Source organism: Yeosuana marina (genome assembly GCF_011762485.1).
Lineage (GTDB): Bacteria > Bacteroidota > Bacteroidia > Flavobacteriales > Flavobacteriaceae > Yeosuana > Yeosuana marina.
In genome coordinates, this window is record NZ_JAAKGI010000002.1 from 136,577 (window position 1) to 155,112 (window position 18,536).

Here is an 18,536-nt window from a genome sequence, read left to right on the forward strand (position 1 = left end):
AGCTGATTTATTTAGTGTTCGTAAAAGAACCAATCATCAGTTAATTTCATTATAAAGTCATATCTTTCATTGAAAAATTTTTCATCTTCATTTTTTGTCTCATTTTCATAAGGTATAATAATATATGACCCATTATCAATTATAAACCCGTATTTATTGTTAAACTTATATGCTATTTTATTCACTTGCATTTGATTGATAGGATTACAGGATTTGCTATTATATAAGTTGCCTTTATATATTTGAAAGCATGTGTTTCCTCCTTTTAAAAAAACATTTAAGTTATCCCGAATGGCATCATATTCTAACTTTTCTGAAGCTGTTTTTATTAGTTCTTTAATTTCTGACAACCGGCTACTACTTATTTGGTGACTGTGCACTATTAATACAAAATATTCTGGACTTGTTCCTATAGTGATGCTGTCTTGGGAAAATACAACACCAACTTTTTCTTCTGTGGGGAAACCTTCTTTCTCAATTAGGTTTATAAATTCACCATCAATAAATTCAGTTGTTTTAATTAATTGAGCCTTTTCTATTTCACCTCTACTATTTTTTATATAATCTATTTGATCAAGAGTTACTAACTCTTTTAAGCGATTTATTAATTTATGATTCAGGCCATCATTATATTCTTTGTTTAGACTGGGATATTTCTTTAAAAATGTTTGCCAAAGAATGTTCTTTTTTATTCCATCAAATATTTTTGCATCAAAATAAGTTATTGGTACACCTTTTAATGCTAGTTTTTCACACCAAGAAATTGAAGTATTATAATCTCTGGCAATAATAGAACAACGTACAGCATTATGTATGTCTCTGGCAAACATATATTTGTTGTCTTTTAAAAAAACATCATATATTTCTTTAGCTTTGCCATATTGTTTATGCCAAATAAAATTCTCTGCTTGATCGATTTTCGCGTAGTATAATGGAATCTTTGGTTTTGAGAGTTTTTCTTCATTAGATACTTGAACATTGTTACGAATAATAACAGTTGGATTTAGATTCCTTTTCTCTTTTCTGTTTTTGTAATCCAAGTTAGTTTTTTCCTTTTTTGAAAAAATTAATTTTCCTATCTCAAATATTTCTGCATAACAATACTCAGATCCAAAAACAAGAATAGAATTTTTATTTATTTTTGATTGAATATTAAATTTACGCTCATTTCCAAAAGTTGTTTTTGAATGTTTGTAATCGTGTAAATAGAAAGAGGAAAATGAATCTAGAATAATATGACTACCAGCTTTTTCCCCTTTGTAAGTTACATTATATTCTTTTGGATCATGTAAATCATTTAAATATAAATTATTAATAGTATCCTTTTTTTGCCCGATGAAGACATCAACATCATTCCTGTCTCCTTTTCTATTATACCTATTTTTGCCGTCCCATCCACCTTTTACAAGTCCCTGAATGTTAAAAATACTGTCTTTAGGATTAAAACTAATTACATTGATTTTAACATCTAGTTTATACATTTCGACATTTTCAGTAAAGGCAAAATTCATTCGGTTAATTAATGAATAATCCATACCGTAATTTATTAATCCTTTATAATCCCTATCATCAACAAAATAAGGTAATGTGTCTCCTTTTGGAAACCATTTGTACTTTTGCATGTACCACCAAAAATTATAGATATCTGAATCAATTTTATAATTATCTAAATCGAGCTGTGTGAAGTTTTCGGTTTTAGCCAATCTTTCTTGTGAGTAAACGAGGTTGAAACTTAATAAATTTGAAATTAAAAAAATCAATAAAATGGCAAACGATTTCATGTTTATAGTTTTGGTTATTTTTTTTTCTATCCAAAAAACAGTTCAGAATATATTTAAACGTTTTAAGGATAAAATAATTTTAGTAAGTCATTTTATAAAATTAAGCCATTATGAATTAAAATTTCGTAATGGCTTAATTTTTAAGAATAAAGAGACTGCTCGTTTTTGAAATAGCTTTAGAATAGATATTAAATATTATGTCTAAATAGCATGTATTTAGGTGTAAACAATATTTGATCTATTATGGTAAGTTACTTGTCCATTAGGACCGGTTGAGTCAAATCCATAATCATAAATACATGCCCTACCATTCATAGTGCCTTCAGTTCTTCCTCCTTCAGAAGCTACTCTCCCTCCATTAAGCATGAACATTTGCTCTTTTTTAAGGGAATCGCCCTTAAATTTGTTTAATTTTAAACTTTCTAGTTTCATTGTTTTTAATATTAAGTATGCCTACTCTTTCAGGGTTTCGGCGTTCCCTTTTAAGTTATTGAATTATTAAGGAAATTAATAACTATTTCAAAACCTTTCATCTAAATAACTTATTAAAGTTTTGCTAATTTAATATTTAAAGAAAAAATGAAGGTGTTAAAAACACTTACTAAAAGTGAGCAAAACGAACAATTTTAAATAATATTGAGTTTTAGATAAAACCCTTTTTCTTTGCAGTTAAGACTAATTCCCTGTCACTGTCACTATTTATATTAAAAAAAGATCTTAGCTTTCTTTTTCTTTTTTCAATACCTGTTTTAGATAAAGGTATTGACTCTAATAGGTCTTTCATCCTTGCTCCGTTTGAAAGCTCTTGTAATATTTTTATATCGTAATCACCCAAAACAATAGTAGTCGAAACTCTTTTTCTTAATAAATTTATTATTGTTTGACTGTAATATGTTTCATTAGAAAGAGAACTTTTTATTGATGTAATTATATTTTGAAAGTTTATATCTCCCTTAACTAAAAAAGCATCTGGGTTTATTCTTTGAAGAATATTATTCAATTTTAAGTTATCGTTAAAACCGGTACATACAATTATTTTAGCTTTTGGAAAATAAGCTTTTATTTTTACTCCTAAATCTTCTCCAGAAAAGATTTTATGAATTGGAGAAGGAGGTAAGCTAATATCAAGAAAAAACAAATCAATTTTTTTGAATTTTGAATATTTCTTTATTTTTTCATAGGCAGATTGACAGCATTTTGCTTCTTCAGTCTTGAATATGACATTTTCTAAATCTTTTTCAACTAATGCCAAAGCATTTTTAAAAGTGTCAATAATTATTTGATGGTCATCAATAATTAGGATATTGTAGGTCTTTTTCATTTATATAATTATAGTTAAAAATTTAAATCGTTGTATGAGTTAAATTATTTGCTATTAACTATTTTTTGAGGGAATTTATCTACTAAAGTACATGATTTATGATTACTAATAACACTTTTTTTATGAAATTTTTGATATCGCTCATTCGATGATGTTATTTTGATTTAAATCTAAAAAAAGCGAAAGATTTCCCTTATTGGATACTTATGTAATATGTGGTCTTATTTTATAATAAATGTGACTTTTCGGTAATTTAAGTTATATGTAAACAGTAAGATAGTCGATTAAAATAAATTATGAATAGTTTGTCCTTGTTTTATAATTAAAACAAAATTATATTTGAATTACTTTAAAAAGGCAAAACAAAACAAAAGTTCTTATCAAATAAGTTACCTATTCGGTTACCAAGGAGTAAATTTATATGTAACTATTTGAATATTAAAAAAAATACGTTGGAGGAGTTCTGCCTGCCACCCCGACTTTTTAAGAGATAAAAAAAACCTGACATTCAATTGATTGTCAGGTTTTTTTATTTAAAAATAAGTATTAATTTAATAATTAAACCTTAAGGCATATAAAAAATAACTTGACGTAATACGAAAAAGGTTTAGCCACCTATTATGTGCTTTTTATGCTCCCATTCTAAATCTTAAATTTTTTTCAAAATTATCATCATTAACCTTTGATTTAAATTATAAAATTTTAAATTAACCGTACAAATTAGTTATATATTAGTACTTGAAATGAAAAAACTAATAATATCAATTGTATTCTTTTTTATTTGTTTTAGCTATGTAAGAGCTCAAACCCTGCCACCTATAAAAGTATTTAAGCCAGAGGATTATAATGCCGATAATCAAAATTGGCAAATTTCACAATCCGACAGTAAATTCATATATGTAGCTAATAATAGAGGACTTTTAGAATTTGATGGTTCAGAATGGCATTTATATGAATCTTTAAACAAATCAATCATTAGGTCTGTTAAAGTTATTGGCGATAAAGTATACACTGGATGTTACATGGATTTTGGCTATTGGAGTAAAAATTCCTTTGGAAAATTAGAGTATGTATCATTGTTGCCCAAACTAGAACAAGATATTGAAGAAGATGATCAAATTTGGAACATACTTGATTTTAATGAATGGGTCGTTTTTCAATCATCTCACAACATCTATTTTTACAATACGTTAAATCAAACCTTTAAAATTATTAAAACCGATAAAATAATTTATAACATTTTCAATATTGAAAATACTATTTTTTATAGCGTTAGAAACGAAGGTATTTATAAAATAAAAGAGGGTAAACCTGAGCTTGTCACAGAGGGTTATGCAATAAAAAACGACAAAATTATTAGTATTTTCTCTATAAATAATGAGGTGATTTTTCTAACTCAAAAATCTGGTTTTTATAAAATAAATAATGATAAAGCTATAAAATGGAACATTGCAGCTAGTAATATCTTTGAGCAATTTAATGTTTATTGTGCATTACGATTAAAAAATGGTCAATTCATCATTGGAACCATATCTAATGGAATAATTAATTTAAATTCAGATGGATCATTTAATTATCAAATAAACCAAAAAAATGGGTTAAGTAACAATACGGCATTATCGTTACTTGAGGATACAGATAATAATTTATGGGTTGGATTAGATAATGGAATTAACTGTATTAACATAACGTCTCCAGTTCAAGTTTATAATGACTTTGATGGAGTTTTAGGGACTGTATACACATCAATAGTGTTTAAAAACATCTTGTATGTGGGAACAAATCAAGGCTTGTTTTTTAAAAACATAAATACTAATGACCATTTTAAATTTATTGAAGGAACCAAAGGGCAAGTGTGGACTCTTTTTAATTATAATGATGAAGACTTATTATGTGGTCATCATTTAGGAACTTTTAGTATTGAATATGATAAAGCACTACTAATAGACAATAATACATTAGGGTCTTGGTCTTTCAAAACCATACCAAATCATAAAAATTTACTGTTAAAAGGAAATTATAGTGGTTTGTATATTTTGGAAAGAAAAGATGGGAAATGGTTTGTTAGAAATAAAATTGAAGGATTTAGTAGTTCTTCAAGGTTCTTTGAATTAGATAAGGACAATCATATTTTTGTAAGTCATGAAAATAAAGGTGTGATAAAATTAACAATTGATGATAGTTTTAAAAAAGTAACTAAAAATGAAGTAGAACCATCATTAGAAATTGGAAAAAATTCAAGTTTAGTAAAATATAGAGGCACTATTTTATATTCATATAGCAAAGGAATTTTTAAATATGATCAAACGGATAAAATCTTTAAGTACGATAGTCTATTAAGCCCAATTATTAACAAAGAAAACTATGTATCTGGAAAGTTGGTTGTAGACAGCAAAGGTATGTTATGGGCCTTTCCTAGAGATAATATAAACTATGTTTTAAATGACAATTTAACAAATAAACCACAAATACATTCTTTAGCTATCCCTCTTAATTTGCGAAAAGTGATATTAAGTTTTGAAAACATTTCGCAAATTAAAAACAACCTTTATTTGCTAGGAACAGCCAATGGTTATTTAACTATTAATTTAGCTAAAACTAAAGACAATAACGAATACTTCATATATCTTAACAGTATAACGTTTAAAGATCTTGATAATGTTGTAAAAGCATATGATAAAAATCGATTTATTGAATTTAAGCCTAAAAAAGGAATCATAACTTTTAACTATTCTACTCCTAATTACGATAAATATTCGGAAGTTAAATATCAATATAAATTAGAAGGATTTAGCAATCATTGGAGTGACTGGTCTAGTACTTCAAAAGCAAGTTTTGAAAATTTAAGTTTTGGTAATTATATTTTAAAAGTAAGATCTAAAGTAGGAAATAAACTTTCACAAAATATTATATCCTATAACTTTAAAGTCAATAGACCCATACTTTTGTCTAATCTGGCATTATCTATATATTTTATAACTCTAATTTTAATTGTATTTATTACACATAAAGTTTACAAGCGACATTATGATAAAAAGCTTAGACAGGAGCAATCCGAAAGCGAAAAAACTATTATCGAAATTAAAAATCAACAACTTAATGATGCTATAGAAAATAAGAATAGGGAACTTACTATTTCTAAAATGAGTATTATTAAAAAGAATGAGCTTTTAAATAGTATTAAAAAAGAGCTTAAAAGTCATGAAAGTCCCAAAAATATAAGGTCGGTTAATAAATTAATTGATGATAATTTAAATAATACAAAAGACTGGGAATTTTTTGTCAAAGCCTTTAATAATACGGATAAAGGCTTTTTAGAAAAGGTAAAGAAACTACATCCAAATTTAACCTCAAATGATATAAGGTTTTGTGTTTATCTACGATTGAATCTTTCATCAAGAGAAATTGCAGATCTACTAAACATAACTGTTAAAAGCGTTGAAACCAAAAGATACAGGCTGCGAAAGCGTATGAGGTTACCTCATCAGGAAAATTTAATAGACTACATTTTAAGTTTGTAACCCTACACCTGTAAAATACACCCCTACAAACCCCCTACAAGAGTAAATTTTAATTCTTTGTAATCGGTTACACTTTTACGCAAACCTTATAGTTTATAAGGGTTGATTGAGGATAGTGTAAATAAATGGATGTTTTTTTGAGTTGTCTGTTTTTTGTGGTGGTGTAAAATACAGATATCGTAAGATTTAAAAGTAAATTTATCATAAGTAAATTATTTAAAACTCAATTTAATTGCTAAACAAATTAATTACTAATGTTTAACTAAACTAAAAGATTTATGAAATTAAAATTATGTTCTAAAACAAAAAAGATCTTTTTTTCGATTTTTTTATTCTTTGGAGTTTTTGCAATTCAGGCTCAAACTCTAGAAATTAGCGGAACTGTATCAGACGAAAATGGTGTGCCTCTCCCAGGTGTTACTGTTGTTGTTAAAAATACAGTTAAAGGAACCGCGACCGATTTTGATGGTAAATTTACCATTGAAAATGTCCAACAAGGAGAAAGTCTTGTGTTTTCTTTTATAGGATATAAAACGATTGAGCGTACCATTAACAACGCTGATTACCTAAATATTTCTTTAGAATCAGAGTCTCAAAACCTAGACGAGATAGTTGTAACAGCTTTAGGTATTAAGAGAGAGCAAAAGGCTCTTGGTTATGCGGTGCAGGAAATTAAGGGGGAGGCTCTTCAAAGAGTTCAAGGTATAGATGCTGCTACATCGCTTTCCGGTAAAGTAGCTGGGGTATTGGTTACAAACCCGACAGATTTTAATGCGGAACCAACTATCACTATCCTTGGAGATAGTCCACTGCTAGTTATTGACGGTATTGCATATCAAAATAAAACTTTAAATGATATTGCTTCTGAAGATATAGAGTCATTAAGTGTACTTAAAGGAGCGACAGCTTCTGCATTATACGGTTTCCGTGGAAAAAATGGTGCTGTTTTAATTAAGACTAAAAATGGTAGTAAAGCTGAAGCGGGAGTATCAGTTAACTTGACTACTAACACCATGTTTACTGCCGGATATTTAGCAATCCCTGAAAAGCAAAGTGTTTATGGTCGTGGTGAAAATAATACCTATCAACAGAACAAAGACCAATCTTGGGGTGGATTAATGGATGGTTCCATTCAAAATCAATGGGATCCCATTGCAAAAGAATATAGAGATTATCCATACTTACCTGTAGGAAAAGACAATTTCAAAAACTTTTTGGAGCAAGGTTACATTACAAACAATAACGTTAATGTTACATTCAAAGAAAATGCAGTAGCTCTTAGAAGTTCGTTAAACTGGACACAAAATAAAGGCCGTTATCCAAATTCTAAATTAGATAAATATACCTACACCTTTGGTGGCGATATCAATTTAGATAAATTTCAATTAACATCTAATTTATCATACTCCAGAAGGTATACCCCAAATCAAGGTTCAAATGGATATACCTCCTATGATCCTATGTATACCTTACTGGCTAATAGCTCGTCCGATTTTAATGTTTTAGATTATAAGGATAATTATTGGTTGATTCCTGGTGTGCTACAAAACAACCAATTTGGTTATGATTTGGAAAATAATTCCTACAGTGGAAAAAACCAGAACAGTCCTTATTTTGACCGATATGAAAGAACAAATGAAACACTTCGTGATATTTTTAATGCAGATTTATCCTTAAGCTATGATATAACAAACTGGTTAAAAGCCACAGTACGTTCAGGTTTAGATTTTTATGGAGATTCAGGAAGATTAAGTTTGTCTCAAGGGTCTTATACTTCACTTGGTGATACCGGCCTTCCATATTTTACATATAGGTCTGGATTAACATTTAATGGTTCAAGAACAGGCGCCTATTTAGTAGGTAAAACCACGGGATTTAGTTCTAACAGTGATTTGTTACTTACTGGTTTAACTAAGTTTGTTGATGACAAACTTGAATTGGAATATCTTGCAGGAGGAACTATTTTTTATCAAAAAGACGAAAACATTAACGCTACAACAGTAGGTGGTATCTCTGTGCCCGGATTTTTCTCATTAGCGGCATCAGTTAATCCTGCAACAGTGGCTGAAGAAAGACGTGCACGACAAGTTAATTCAGCATTTGGACGTATAGCATTGTCATGGAATAAATTGATATATTTAGATATAACAGGTCGTAATGACTGGAGTTCTACCTTAGCAGGGCCAGGCATTCCAGCTTCAAAGAAATCTTATTTTTACCCATCAATTTCAAGTAGTTTTATAGTTTCTGAATTATTAAATGAATCAACAAAAAGTTGGTTAGATCTGTTTAAAGTTAGAGGATCATGGTCACAGTCAAAAAACCCTGCAAGCATATATGAGATTAATGGTGTATACACATCTGTTTCAAGTATTTGGAATGATTATAGCGGTAGTTACGCCCCCAGTTCTTTATATGACTTAAATAATGTTCTTCCAGATTCTGAAGAAACTTACGAAATAGGGTTGCAAGGAATGTTCTTTAAAAAACGACTAACAGCTGATGTTACGTATGCTAATAGAAGAAGATATAATACCTTAACTTCTGCGCCATTGAGTTCAACTTCTGGATATACTTCTAATGTAATAAATACTGATGAAGAAAAAACTAGAAAAAGTTGGATTGTAGCTTTAACAGGAACGCCTATAAAAAATGAAAATCTGCAATGGGATTTGGGTATTAACTGGTCAACTTATAAAGAGGTTTACAGCAAATTGGATGATACTTATTCTTCCAACAGACCATGGGTTAAAGTTGGCGAACGAACAGACGCTTATACAATTGCTAAGTACCAAACAGTTCCCTCAGGAGAATTTGCAGGTCAACGTGTTTTTAGAAATGGACTTGTAGAAAGAGACAATTTTTCTTCAGTTATAGGATATAAGAGTCCTGATTGGATTTGGGGTATGAATACCACTTTGAGATATAAAAACTGGAGTTTATTTGCATCATTAGATGGTATTGTTGGGGGAATGTCTTCATCAACAACAGAGGCTTATATGTGGTTGCAAGGTGTGCACCCAGGTACTCTGACTCCTGAAAGAGCATTAGATGTGGCTACGCCCGGATCTACAAACTATCTTGCAGACGGTGTTATGGTAGTTTCTGGTGATTATACAACCGACAGAAATACTGGAGAGGTTATTGAAGATACCCGTGTTTTTGCACCCAATGATGTACCAAGAACCTATAGAGATTACATAAGATCTATACATGGAGGTACTGCATGGGGAGGTACTGGAAGAGAAGAAGATATTTTTGATAGAACATTTTTTAAACTACGTGAACTATCAATAACCTATACCGTTCCTAAAAACATTTTATCTAAGTGGGGACCTGTAAAAAATGCCTCAATAAGCTTTATAGGACAAAATGTATTGTTATGGTCTAAGGAATTTAAATATTCTGATCCTGATGGTGGTAGTGATAATTTTGCAGATCCTTCTTCAAGATATCTTGGAACTAGTATTAAACTTTCATTTTAATAAATATAACTATGAAAAACTTAAAATATATTTTTATAGCAACATTTTTCCTTAGTGCTGTATCGTGCAGTAATTTTGAGGAAATAAATACAAATCCGGATAAATCAACAACCGCGACACCGGATATGCTTGCGTCCTACACATTATATAAAACATTTAAACTATCTAATAATAGTGGTGATGTTTATACTCAAATTACTTTGTTTAATCATCAAGTTACAAAGTTGCGCACTGATGCAGATCCTGGTCAATATTATTGGTCTTATTATCCATATGGTAGTACAGGTATGTATAAATATTTAACTGATCTAAACGATATGGTTCGGTTTGCTGAAGGAAATGTGTCAGAACCTTCTTATAAAGGATTAGCTTTATTTTTAAAAGCATATTATGGCTTTGCAGCTACTTTAGATATGGGAGATATTCCTTATTCTGAAGCGGGTATGGCAAAAAATGGAATTACACAACCAGTTTATGATAAACAAGCTGATGTATTTGCTCAAATTTTAAATGATCTTCAGGAAGCTGAAGGATATTTTGCAATTGGTGCTGAATTAGGTGGTGATTTTATGTATGGTGGTGATGCTGATAAATGGCGAAAACTCTGTAATGCCATGCAGTTAAAAGTGATTCAAACCATGAGTAAAAAGGTAACTGCCGATCAAAAAGCACGATTTGCTGCTATTGTAAATGCAGGTCATTTAATGACCAGTTATGATGATGATTTAAAATTGGTATATACAGAAAATGTTAATGCAAGCTATCCTTTTTTTGAGGCTAATAATCAGAGAATGGATATGGCTCCTTCTACATTAACTGTAGATGCTTTAAAAAATAATAATGACTATAGATTATTCTATTTTGCTGAACCTGCACAAGCTGAAATTGATGGTGGTTTAACTGAATCTGATTTTGATGCCTATGTTGGAGCCCCTTATGAAATACCTTCAAACACATTGTCCATCAATAATGATGCTGGTATGTATTCTTTATTGAATTTGCGTTATGTTCAATTTAGAGATAATGATCCTTTGTTGTATTTTACCTATTCCGAACAATGTTTTATTATTGCTGAAGCTATAGAAGAAGGTTGGGTTACTGGTAATGCGCAAGAGTATTATGAAAATGGTGTAAAAGCTCAATTGTCTTATTACATGAATCTGCCTCACACGGCTGGTTTAGTGCATGGTATGGAAATTACACAAACCTATATTGATAATTATTTTACAGGAGAAGCTGCTTACAAAACAAGCGGTACCAAGCAAGATAGATTGAAACAAATTTTAACACAACGTTGGTTAATTGATTTCTTTCAAGCTAATAGTACGTATTATCCTCAATTTTTGCGTACTGGGTATCCAGAGTATATTTTAAATCCAGCAACTAATTTAAACGATGATAATTCGAGCGTTTTTCCAAAGCGCTGGGGGTATCCACCAAGTGAGTTAACTACCAATCCTGAAAATTATCAAAAAGCCATTGATTCGCAATATAATGGTGTTGATAATACAATGGGTGTTCCATGGTATTTACAATAATTAAATATTAAATTATTTGAGTAGTTAGTTTTTAGTTAATAATTGTTTTTTTAACACCTAAAGGGCTTAAAACTCTTTAGGTGTTATTTTTAAGCCAATTAAATACCCTTTAAGGGTAAATTACCTAATATTTATTATCTAAAAAGTTAATAAATCAAAAGTTATATTATGAATTTGAGATTTATAGTAATAATTATGTTGGCAACGTTATGTTCATGCGGTAGTATGAATTTTAAGATGTCAAACAATAACAATAAAGTGGTTGCACATCGAGGTGCATGGAAACAAAACAACTTACCAGAAAACTCTATAGCCTCTTTAAAACATGCTATTGAATTACAATGTGCTGGCTCCGAATTTGATGTAAGAATGACGTCTGATAGTATTTTGGTTATAAATCATGATCCCCATTACAATGGGTTACTTATTGAAGACACTAAATATGAAGATTTAATAAAATTTAAGCTTTCAAACGGCGAAAAACTTCCTACTTTAAAAGAGTACTTAATAGCAGGAATAACAAACAATACAACCACTGGACTAGTTTGTGAAATAAAGCCATCAAAAGATAAGAATCGAGGCAAATTTATTGCCAGAAAAGTAGTGGGTTTAGTTAAAGATTTAAAAGCAACACCATACATAGCTTTCTATATTAGTTTTGATTATGATATTTTGAAGGAGATTACAAAAATTAGTAAAACCAAAACTCAATATTTAAATGGAAGTAAATCTCCAGACAAAGTTAAAGCTGATGGGATTTCCGGAATTGATTATTATTTGAAAGTTTATAGAGATCATCCAGAATGGATTAAAAGATCTAAAGAAATAGGCGTTTTATTAAATGCTTGGACCGCTAATACTCCTGAAGATTTAGACTGGTTACTTGAAAATAATTTTGATTTTATTACAACCAATGAACCAGAACTCTTATTAAAGAAAGTAAGATTATTAAAAACAAGAAACTATTAAATTTCTATAATCTATAACCCTAAAAAATATGAGAAGAGCTATTTTTTTAACGTTATTATTACTTCCTATTATATCTTTTTCTCAAGGTTTAATTACCAATACCATTAACCGAAATACAACAACCTTAAACGGCACGTGGCATTATATTATTGACCCTTACGAAACAGGCTATTATAATTATAGATATGAGCCCTATGATGAACAAGTAAAGAACGATAACAGAGCGTTTTATAATAATTATCATACCGACGATAAATTAGAACTAGTTGAATATGATTTTGATAAGTCACCTACGTTATTAATACCAGGCGATTGGAACTCTCAAAGCGAAAGTCTTTTGTATTACGAAGGCACTATTTGGTATAAAAAATCGTTTGATTATCAAATTTCAAATCCTTCAAATAGGCTATTTCTTTATTTTGGAGCCGTCAACTATAAGGCTGAAGTTTATCTAAATGGTCATAAATTAGGAACTCACATAGGAGGATTTACAGCTTTTAATTACGACATATCTTCCATTGTAAAACCAAAAAACAATTACTTAGTAGTAAAAGTAGATAATAAACGATCTAAAGAGGCTGTACCAACCATCAATACAGATTGGTGGAATTATGGTGGTATTACTCGGGATGTAAAACTTATTGAAGAACCACAAAGCTTTATTCAAGATTACAGTATACAGTTAAAAAAAGGTAACAACAGCATTATTTCAGGTTTTGTAAAAATTAATAATGTTTCAAAAAAAGAAAAAGTAACAATTTCAATACCTGAATTAAATATTAACAAAACGATTGAAATAAGCACAAATAATGACATAGAATTTGAAGTAAAGGCAAAAAACATACAGTATTGGTCGCCAGAATCCCCCAAGTTATATGCTGTTTATATAAAAACTGATTATCAAACACTCGAAGACCAAATTGGTTTTAGAACTATTGAAGTCAAAGGCCCTAAAATTCTTTTAAATGGGAACCCTGTCTTTTTGAAAGGCATCTCTATTCATGAAGAAAATCCGATGCGAGCAGCCCGTGCATTTAACGAGGCCGATGCTTTGGTATTATTAAATTGGGCCAAAGAGTTAGGATGTAATTATGTAAGATTAGCACATTACCCACATAATGAGCATATGGTAAGGTTAGCAGATCAATTAGGGATGATGGTTTGGGAAGAAATCCCAGTGTATTGGACCATAGATTTTAAAAATGAGAACACCTTAAATAATGCCAAAAATCAATTGACGGAGGCTATAACCAGAGATAAAAACAGAGCCTGTATAATCATCTGGTCAATGGCTAATGAAACACCACCCTCTGATGCTAGAAATAAGTTTTTGATTGATTTGGTAAATCATACCAAAACCTTTGATAACACTCGGTTAATTAGTGCAGCGCTTGAAACACACAATAAGGATGGTGTTCAAATGGTTGATGACAAAATGGGGGAATATTTGGACATTGTAGCTTTTAATCAATATATCGGTTGGTATGGAGGCTCATTAAAAAATGCACCAAATGCTAAATGGGATATAAAATATAATAAGCCCGTAGTGATTTCAGAATTTGGAGGAGGCGCTTTACAAGGATTACATGGCACTATTGCAGAACGATGGACAGAAGAATATCAAGAATATTTATATCAGCAAAATTTAAAAATGATTGATAAAATTCCAAATATTAGTGGGATGAGCCCGTGGATTTTGGCCGATTTTAAATCGCCTAAAAGACTACTTCCTATTATTCAGGATGGTTGGAATAGAAAAGGTCTCATTTCAAATAATGGTATAAAAAAGAAAGCGTTTTACACGCTTCAAGAATATTATAACAATAAAAAATATGAGTAAATTATTTTATTACAAAAAGTTAATTTGTTTTGTTTTTAGTTTAGGCCTGCTGTTTTCATGCAAAGATAAAACAGCAGAGCCTCCTAAAACCTATCAATTAGTTTGGTCTGATGAGTTTGATGACAATGGCGTCAATTTGGATAATTGGAATTTTGTTTTGTGGGATGCTGGAAAAGTAAATAACGAATGGCAAAAGTATGTTAACGACACAGCTTATTATAAAGTTGAAGATGGTAAGCTTTATATTACGGCGAAAAAAACAGGAGAAAATATAAAAGGCGGTTATACTTCAATTAGGCTTTCTACTCAGGATAAAAAAGAATTTCAATATGGACGTATTGAATTTAGAGCAAAGATGCCAAAAGGTAGAGGTACTTGGCCTGCTTTATGGATGTTAGGTTCAAACCATGATGAAGTGCGCTGGCCTAAATGTGGTGAGATTGATGTAATGGAACATGTGGGATCAGAACCAAATATTACAACTACCAATATCCATACTAAAAGTGATTATGGTTATACAAACAACAAAACTGCAATCAACTTAAAATCAGCTGAAAAAGAATTTCATAACTATGGAATAATTTGGACAAAAGACGACATAAAATTTTATGTAGATTCACCTGATAATATTAAGAATACGTATTGTCCAGAAGAAAAAAATTTAAACAATTGGCCTTTTGATCAACCATTCTATTTAATCATGAATTTTGCAGTGGGTGGAACTTTGGGGGGAAAAGAAGGTGTTGATGAAACTATATTTCCTCAAAGTATGGTGGTCGATTATGTTAGAGTTTATCAACTAAAATAAATAATATTATGTTAAAAAACACTGCTTATTTATTATTTGTCATCGGGTTGTTTTTAATGTCTTGTAATACACCCAAAAAAGTTTACAAAGATTACAAATTAGTATGGTCTGATGAATTTAATGGAAATTCTGTAGATTTAAATAATTGGTCATTTCAACTTTGGAAAGCAGGTAGAGTAAATAACGAGTGGCAAAAATATGTTGAAGACACGAGTAATTACAAGCTTAAAGATGGTAAACTTTATATAACCGCTACTAAAACTGGTAAAAATGAAAGAGGCGGATACACCTCAACACGTCTTTCGAGTTATGGTAAGAAAGAGTTTAAATATGGGCGTATAGAATTTAGAGCTAAAATGCCTAAGGGCAGAGGCACTTGGCCAGCGTTATGGATGCTTGGTTCAAATATTAAAGAAGTAGGTTGGCCTTCTGGTGGAGAAATTGATATTATGGAATATGTAGGTTTTCAACAAGATACAACACATACAAATGTACATACCAAATATCAATCTGGTAAGACTGACTTTCATAAAGCAATTCCCATTAAAACAGCTGAAGAAAATTTTCATACATATGGTATAACATGGTCTGAAGATAAAATCGAATTTTATTTAGATACTCCAAATAATGTTATAAATACATATGCACCTAAAATAAAAACTTTAGAAAATTGGCCATTTAATAAACCCTTTTTTTTAATAATGAATTTTGCAGTTGGCGGTTCGTGGGGAGGTAAAAAAGGTGTTGATGAAACTATCTGGCCACAATCTATGATTGTTGATTATGTTAGAGTTTATCAGGAAAAATAATATCATATGAAAAAGATAGTATTCATAATGTCATGCTTAGTTTTGACTATAACGCATGGTCAAAACCTTTCTGTAATGACTTACAATCTAAGATTAGATGTAGCTTCAGATGGTGATAATGCATGGTCTATTAGAAAGGACTTTTTAGTGTCTCAAATACAATTTTATGAGCCAGATATTATGGGGGTTCAAGAAGCTTTACCCAATCAAATGGATAATTTAAAATCAGGATTAAGTGCTTATAAAGCCATTGGTATTGGAAGAGATGGCAATAATAAAGGAGAATATTCGGCCATTTTCTACAATGCTAAAAAACTCAAGGTAGAAAACGAAAACACCTTCTGGCTTTCCAAAACTCCCGAAAGAGTTTCAAAAGGATGGGATGCGGCCTATCCTAGAATTTGTACTTATGGCTTGTTTACAGATTTAAAATCATCAAAGAGTTTTTGGGTTTTCAATACCCATTTGGATCATGTAGGTAAGCAAGCACAGTTAAATGGTATAAAACTTATTCAACAAAAAATTGTAGAGGTTAATACAAAAAAATATCCAGTGGTTTTAATGGGAGATTTTAATGTTGAACCAAACAGTTTACTAATTAAAAAATTATCTGAAGACATGTTAAATACTGAAACCGTCTCCAAATCAACCTTTGGTCCCAACGGGACGTTTAACGGTTTCAAATTCAATGAACCTGTGACCAGAAAGATAGATTATATTTTTATGTCTAAATCACATAACCTTGAAGTAAATAAACAAGCAGTTTTAAGTGCTTCCATCAATTTAAAATATCCATCGGATCACTTTCCTGTGTATGCTGAATTTACATTGGAATAAAATAATTTCAAGAGTGTACCTTTAGGGTAGAAACGCTCTTTAATGCATGTATTGAATGACAACTAGGTAACTCACATTAGTAGTTTAAGTGGAAAACCAGACCACTAAGGGTAACACCTAGAATCATGAATTAATAATACTTAACATATGAAAAAACTACTTGTTATTGTTCTGCTTTTTGGATTATTTTCTTGTAAAAACGATTCGCAATCTGTTAAAAATGATAGAACCCCAAATATTCTTTTAATAGTTGTTGACGATCAGGGCTATGCCGACTTTGAACCCTTTAAAAACCACGACCCAGTTGTTACAACTCCTAACATAGCAAAATTGGCAAAAACCGGAATGATATTTACAGAGGCATATACTACCGCTCCTGTTTGTAGTCCATCCCGAGTAGGCATACTAACAGGTAAAAACCAATTCCGATGGGATAAATATGCGGGATGGGGTCCTGGGTTGCCAGATTCGGTTAAAACCATTACCGAATATTTAAAAGAAGTTGGTTATACTACAGCTAGAATTGGAAAAAATGATTTAGGAAGGAATTTTCATAAATATGATGTTAGAGAGTACCCTTTAAATCATGGTTACGACGAGTTTTTAGGTTTTAGTGCCCATGCTCATGATTATTGGCTGCTTTCTCAAGATATAAAAGATAGAACACCAGACCCCGAAGGTACAAGTGCGGTCTTAGGGCCATTAATGTATAATAACGGTGTAAAAAGTTATGGCGAAGGCTATTTAACAAACATTTTTACAGACGAAGCTATCCAGTACATTAAAAAGGAAAAGGACCACCCTTTTTTTCTAACGCTAGCCTATAATTCCGTTCATCATTTAATTCACGAAGTGCCACAAAAGTATTTAGATAAATACAATGTAAAACCAATCCCAAATTATAGTCCAGACAGTTTAATGGCTTATGGAAAGCACCCAGCTGGATCGTATGCGGCGTATTACGACAAATATTCGCGTTTAGGAGCTATACAAGATGAAGATTTAAGAAAGTATTACCTAGCAAATTTGGATTGTTTGGATGATAATATTGGACGGGTTTTAGCATCCATTAAAAAAGAAGGTTTAGAAAAAGAAACGCTCATTATATTTCTTTCTGATAATGGCGGCACCCCATTAAACGGTGCAAATAACAGTCCGCTTACCGCTGGTAAATATTCGCTTTGGGAAGGTGGTATTCGTGTACCTATGGCTATGAGTTGGCCTGGAAAAATAGCCCCTCACCAAGAGCAAACTGCTTATGTTTCCGCTGTCGATATATTGCCAACAATAGCCTCGGCCGTAGGCATAAAACTAAACGACAACACTATTGACGGTGTGGATTTATTACACCCTGTTAAAGACAGACTGTTAGTTTGGAAATGGCAAAAAACTTGGGCAGTTCGTAAAGGAGATTGGAAGTTGACCAATACTAATGAAAACCATTGGAAAAGTAGACCTAGCAATCTTTATATAAAACCTATTAGGGATGACTTCTCGCTAAAATTATTCAATTTAGAAAATGATCCCGGAGAGAGAACAGATATGTCTAGTCAATACCCAGAAAAAGTAAAAGAACTGGAAACAGAATACCAAGATTGGTGCACAACCAATATTGGCAACTATTAAT

At 30.8% G+C, this 18,536-nt stretch carries 12 protein-coding genes; 9 read left to right on the forward strand and 3 right to left on the reverse strand.

The features are described from left to right. Window positions 1-11 precede the first annotated feature (11 nt). The 3 genes from G5V56_RS03560 to G5V56_RS03570 form a co-directional block, all read right to left on the reverse strand. Entirely contained in the window at window positions 12-1,781 is a 1,770-nt protein-coding gene (locus G5V56_RS03560; RefSeq protein WP_166961529.1) for a hypothetical protein, read from the reverse strand. A 216-nt stretch (window positions 1,782-1,997) separates the two neighbouring features. Continuing rightward, the gene (locus G5V56_RS03565) at window positions 1,998-2,213 is read right to left on the reverse strand and encodes a hypothetical protein (protein ID WP_166961531.1); all 216 of its coding nucleotides are present in this window, start codon (window positions 2,211-2,213) and stop codon (window positions 1,998-2,000) included. Between the two features lie 211 nt (window positions 2,214-2,424). Then, entirely contained in the window at window positions 2,425-3,102 is a 678-nt protein-coding gene (locus G5V56_RS03570) for a response regulator (RefSeq protein WP_166961533.1), read from the reverse strand. Between the two features lie 743 nt (window positions 3,103-3,845). On the opposite strand from G5V56_RS03570, the gene G5V56_RS03575 reads away from it, so the two are divergent. The 9 genes from G5V56_RS03575 to G5V56_RS03615 all read left to right on the forward strand — a co-directional run bounded on the left by G5V56_RS03575 (window position 3,846) and on the right by G5V56_RS03615 (window position 18,535). After that, on the forward strand, window positions 3,846-6,623 hold the full coding sequence (locus G5V56_RS03575) for a triple tyrosine motif-containing protein (protein ID WP_166961535.1): 2,778 nt from the start codon (window positions 3,846-3,848) through the stop codon (window positions 6,621-6,623). Window positions 6,624-6,901: 278 nt separating this feature from the next. Then, window positions 6,902-10,108 carry a SusC/RagA family TonB-linked outer membrane protein gene (locus tag G5V56_RS03580; RefSeq protein WP_166961537.1) on the forward strand — a complete coding sequence of 1,069 codons (3,207 nt, stop codon included), beginning with the start codon at window positions 6,902-6,904 and terminating at the stop codon, window positions 10,106-10,108. 11 nt (window positions 10,109-10,119) lie between these two features. Then, window positions 10,120-11,646, forward strand: coding sequence for a SusD/RagB family nutrient-binding outer membrane lipoprotein (locus G5V56_RS03585; RefSeq protein ID WP_166961539.1), 1,527 nt, complete (start codon window positions 10,120-10,122; stop codon window positions 11,644-11,646). Between the two features lie 237 nt (window positions 11,647-11,883). Further along, entirely contained in the window at window positions 11,884-12,615 is a 732-nt protein-coding gene (locus G5V56_RS03590) for a glycerophosphodiester phosphodiesterase family protein (protein ID WP_240911204.1), read from the forward strand. 28 nt (window positions 12,616-12,643) lie between these two features. Beyond that, window positions 12,644-14,455: a glycoside hydrolase family 2 protein gene (locus tag G5V56_RS03595; RefSeq protein WP_166961544.1), complete on the forward strand. Its 1,812-nt coding sequence runs from the start codon at window positions 12,644-12,646 to the stop codon at window positions 14,453-14,455. Beyond that, window positions 14,448-15,263, forward strand: a complete 816-nt coding sequence (locus G5V56_RS03600) for a glycoside hydrolase family 16 protein (RefSeq protein ID WP_166961546.1) — start codon at window positions 14,448-14,450, stop codon at window positions 15,261-15,263. The genes G5V56_RS03595 and G5V56_RS03600 overlap by 8 nt, the downstream gene beginning before the upstream one ends. Window positions 15,264-15,271: 8 nt before the next feature. Beyond that, window positions 15,272-16,072, forward strand: coding sequence for a glycoside hydrolase family 16 protein (locus G5V56_RS03605; RefSeq protein ID WP_240911205.1), 801 nt, complete (start codon window positions 15,272-15,274; stop codon window positions 16,070-16,072). A 6-nt stretch (window positions 16,073-16,078) separates the two neighbouring features. After that, window positions 16,079-16,909 carry an endonuclease/exonuclease/phosphatase family protein gene (locus G5V56_RS03610; RefSeq protein WP_166961549.1) on the forward strand — a complete coding sequence of 277 codons (831 nt, stop codon included), beginning with the start codon at window positions 16,079-16,081 and terminating at the stop codon, window positions 16,907-16,909. Window positions 16,910-17,056: 147 nt separating this feature from the next. Then, complete coding sequence (locus tag G5V56_RS03615) at window positions 17,057-18,535, forward strand: sulfatase family protein (RefSeq protein WP_166961552.1); 1,479 nt, start codon at window positions 17,057-17,059, stop codon at window positions 18,533-18,535. Window position 18,536 lies beyond the last annotated feature (1 nt).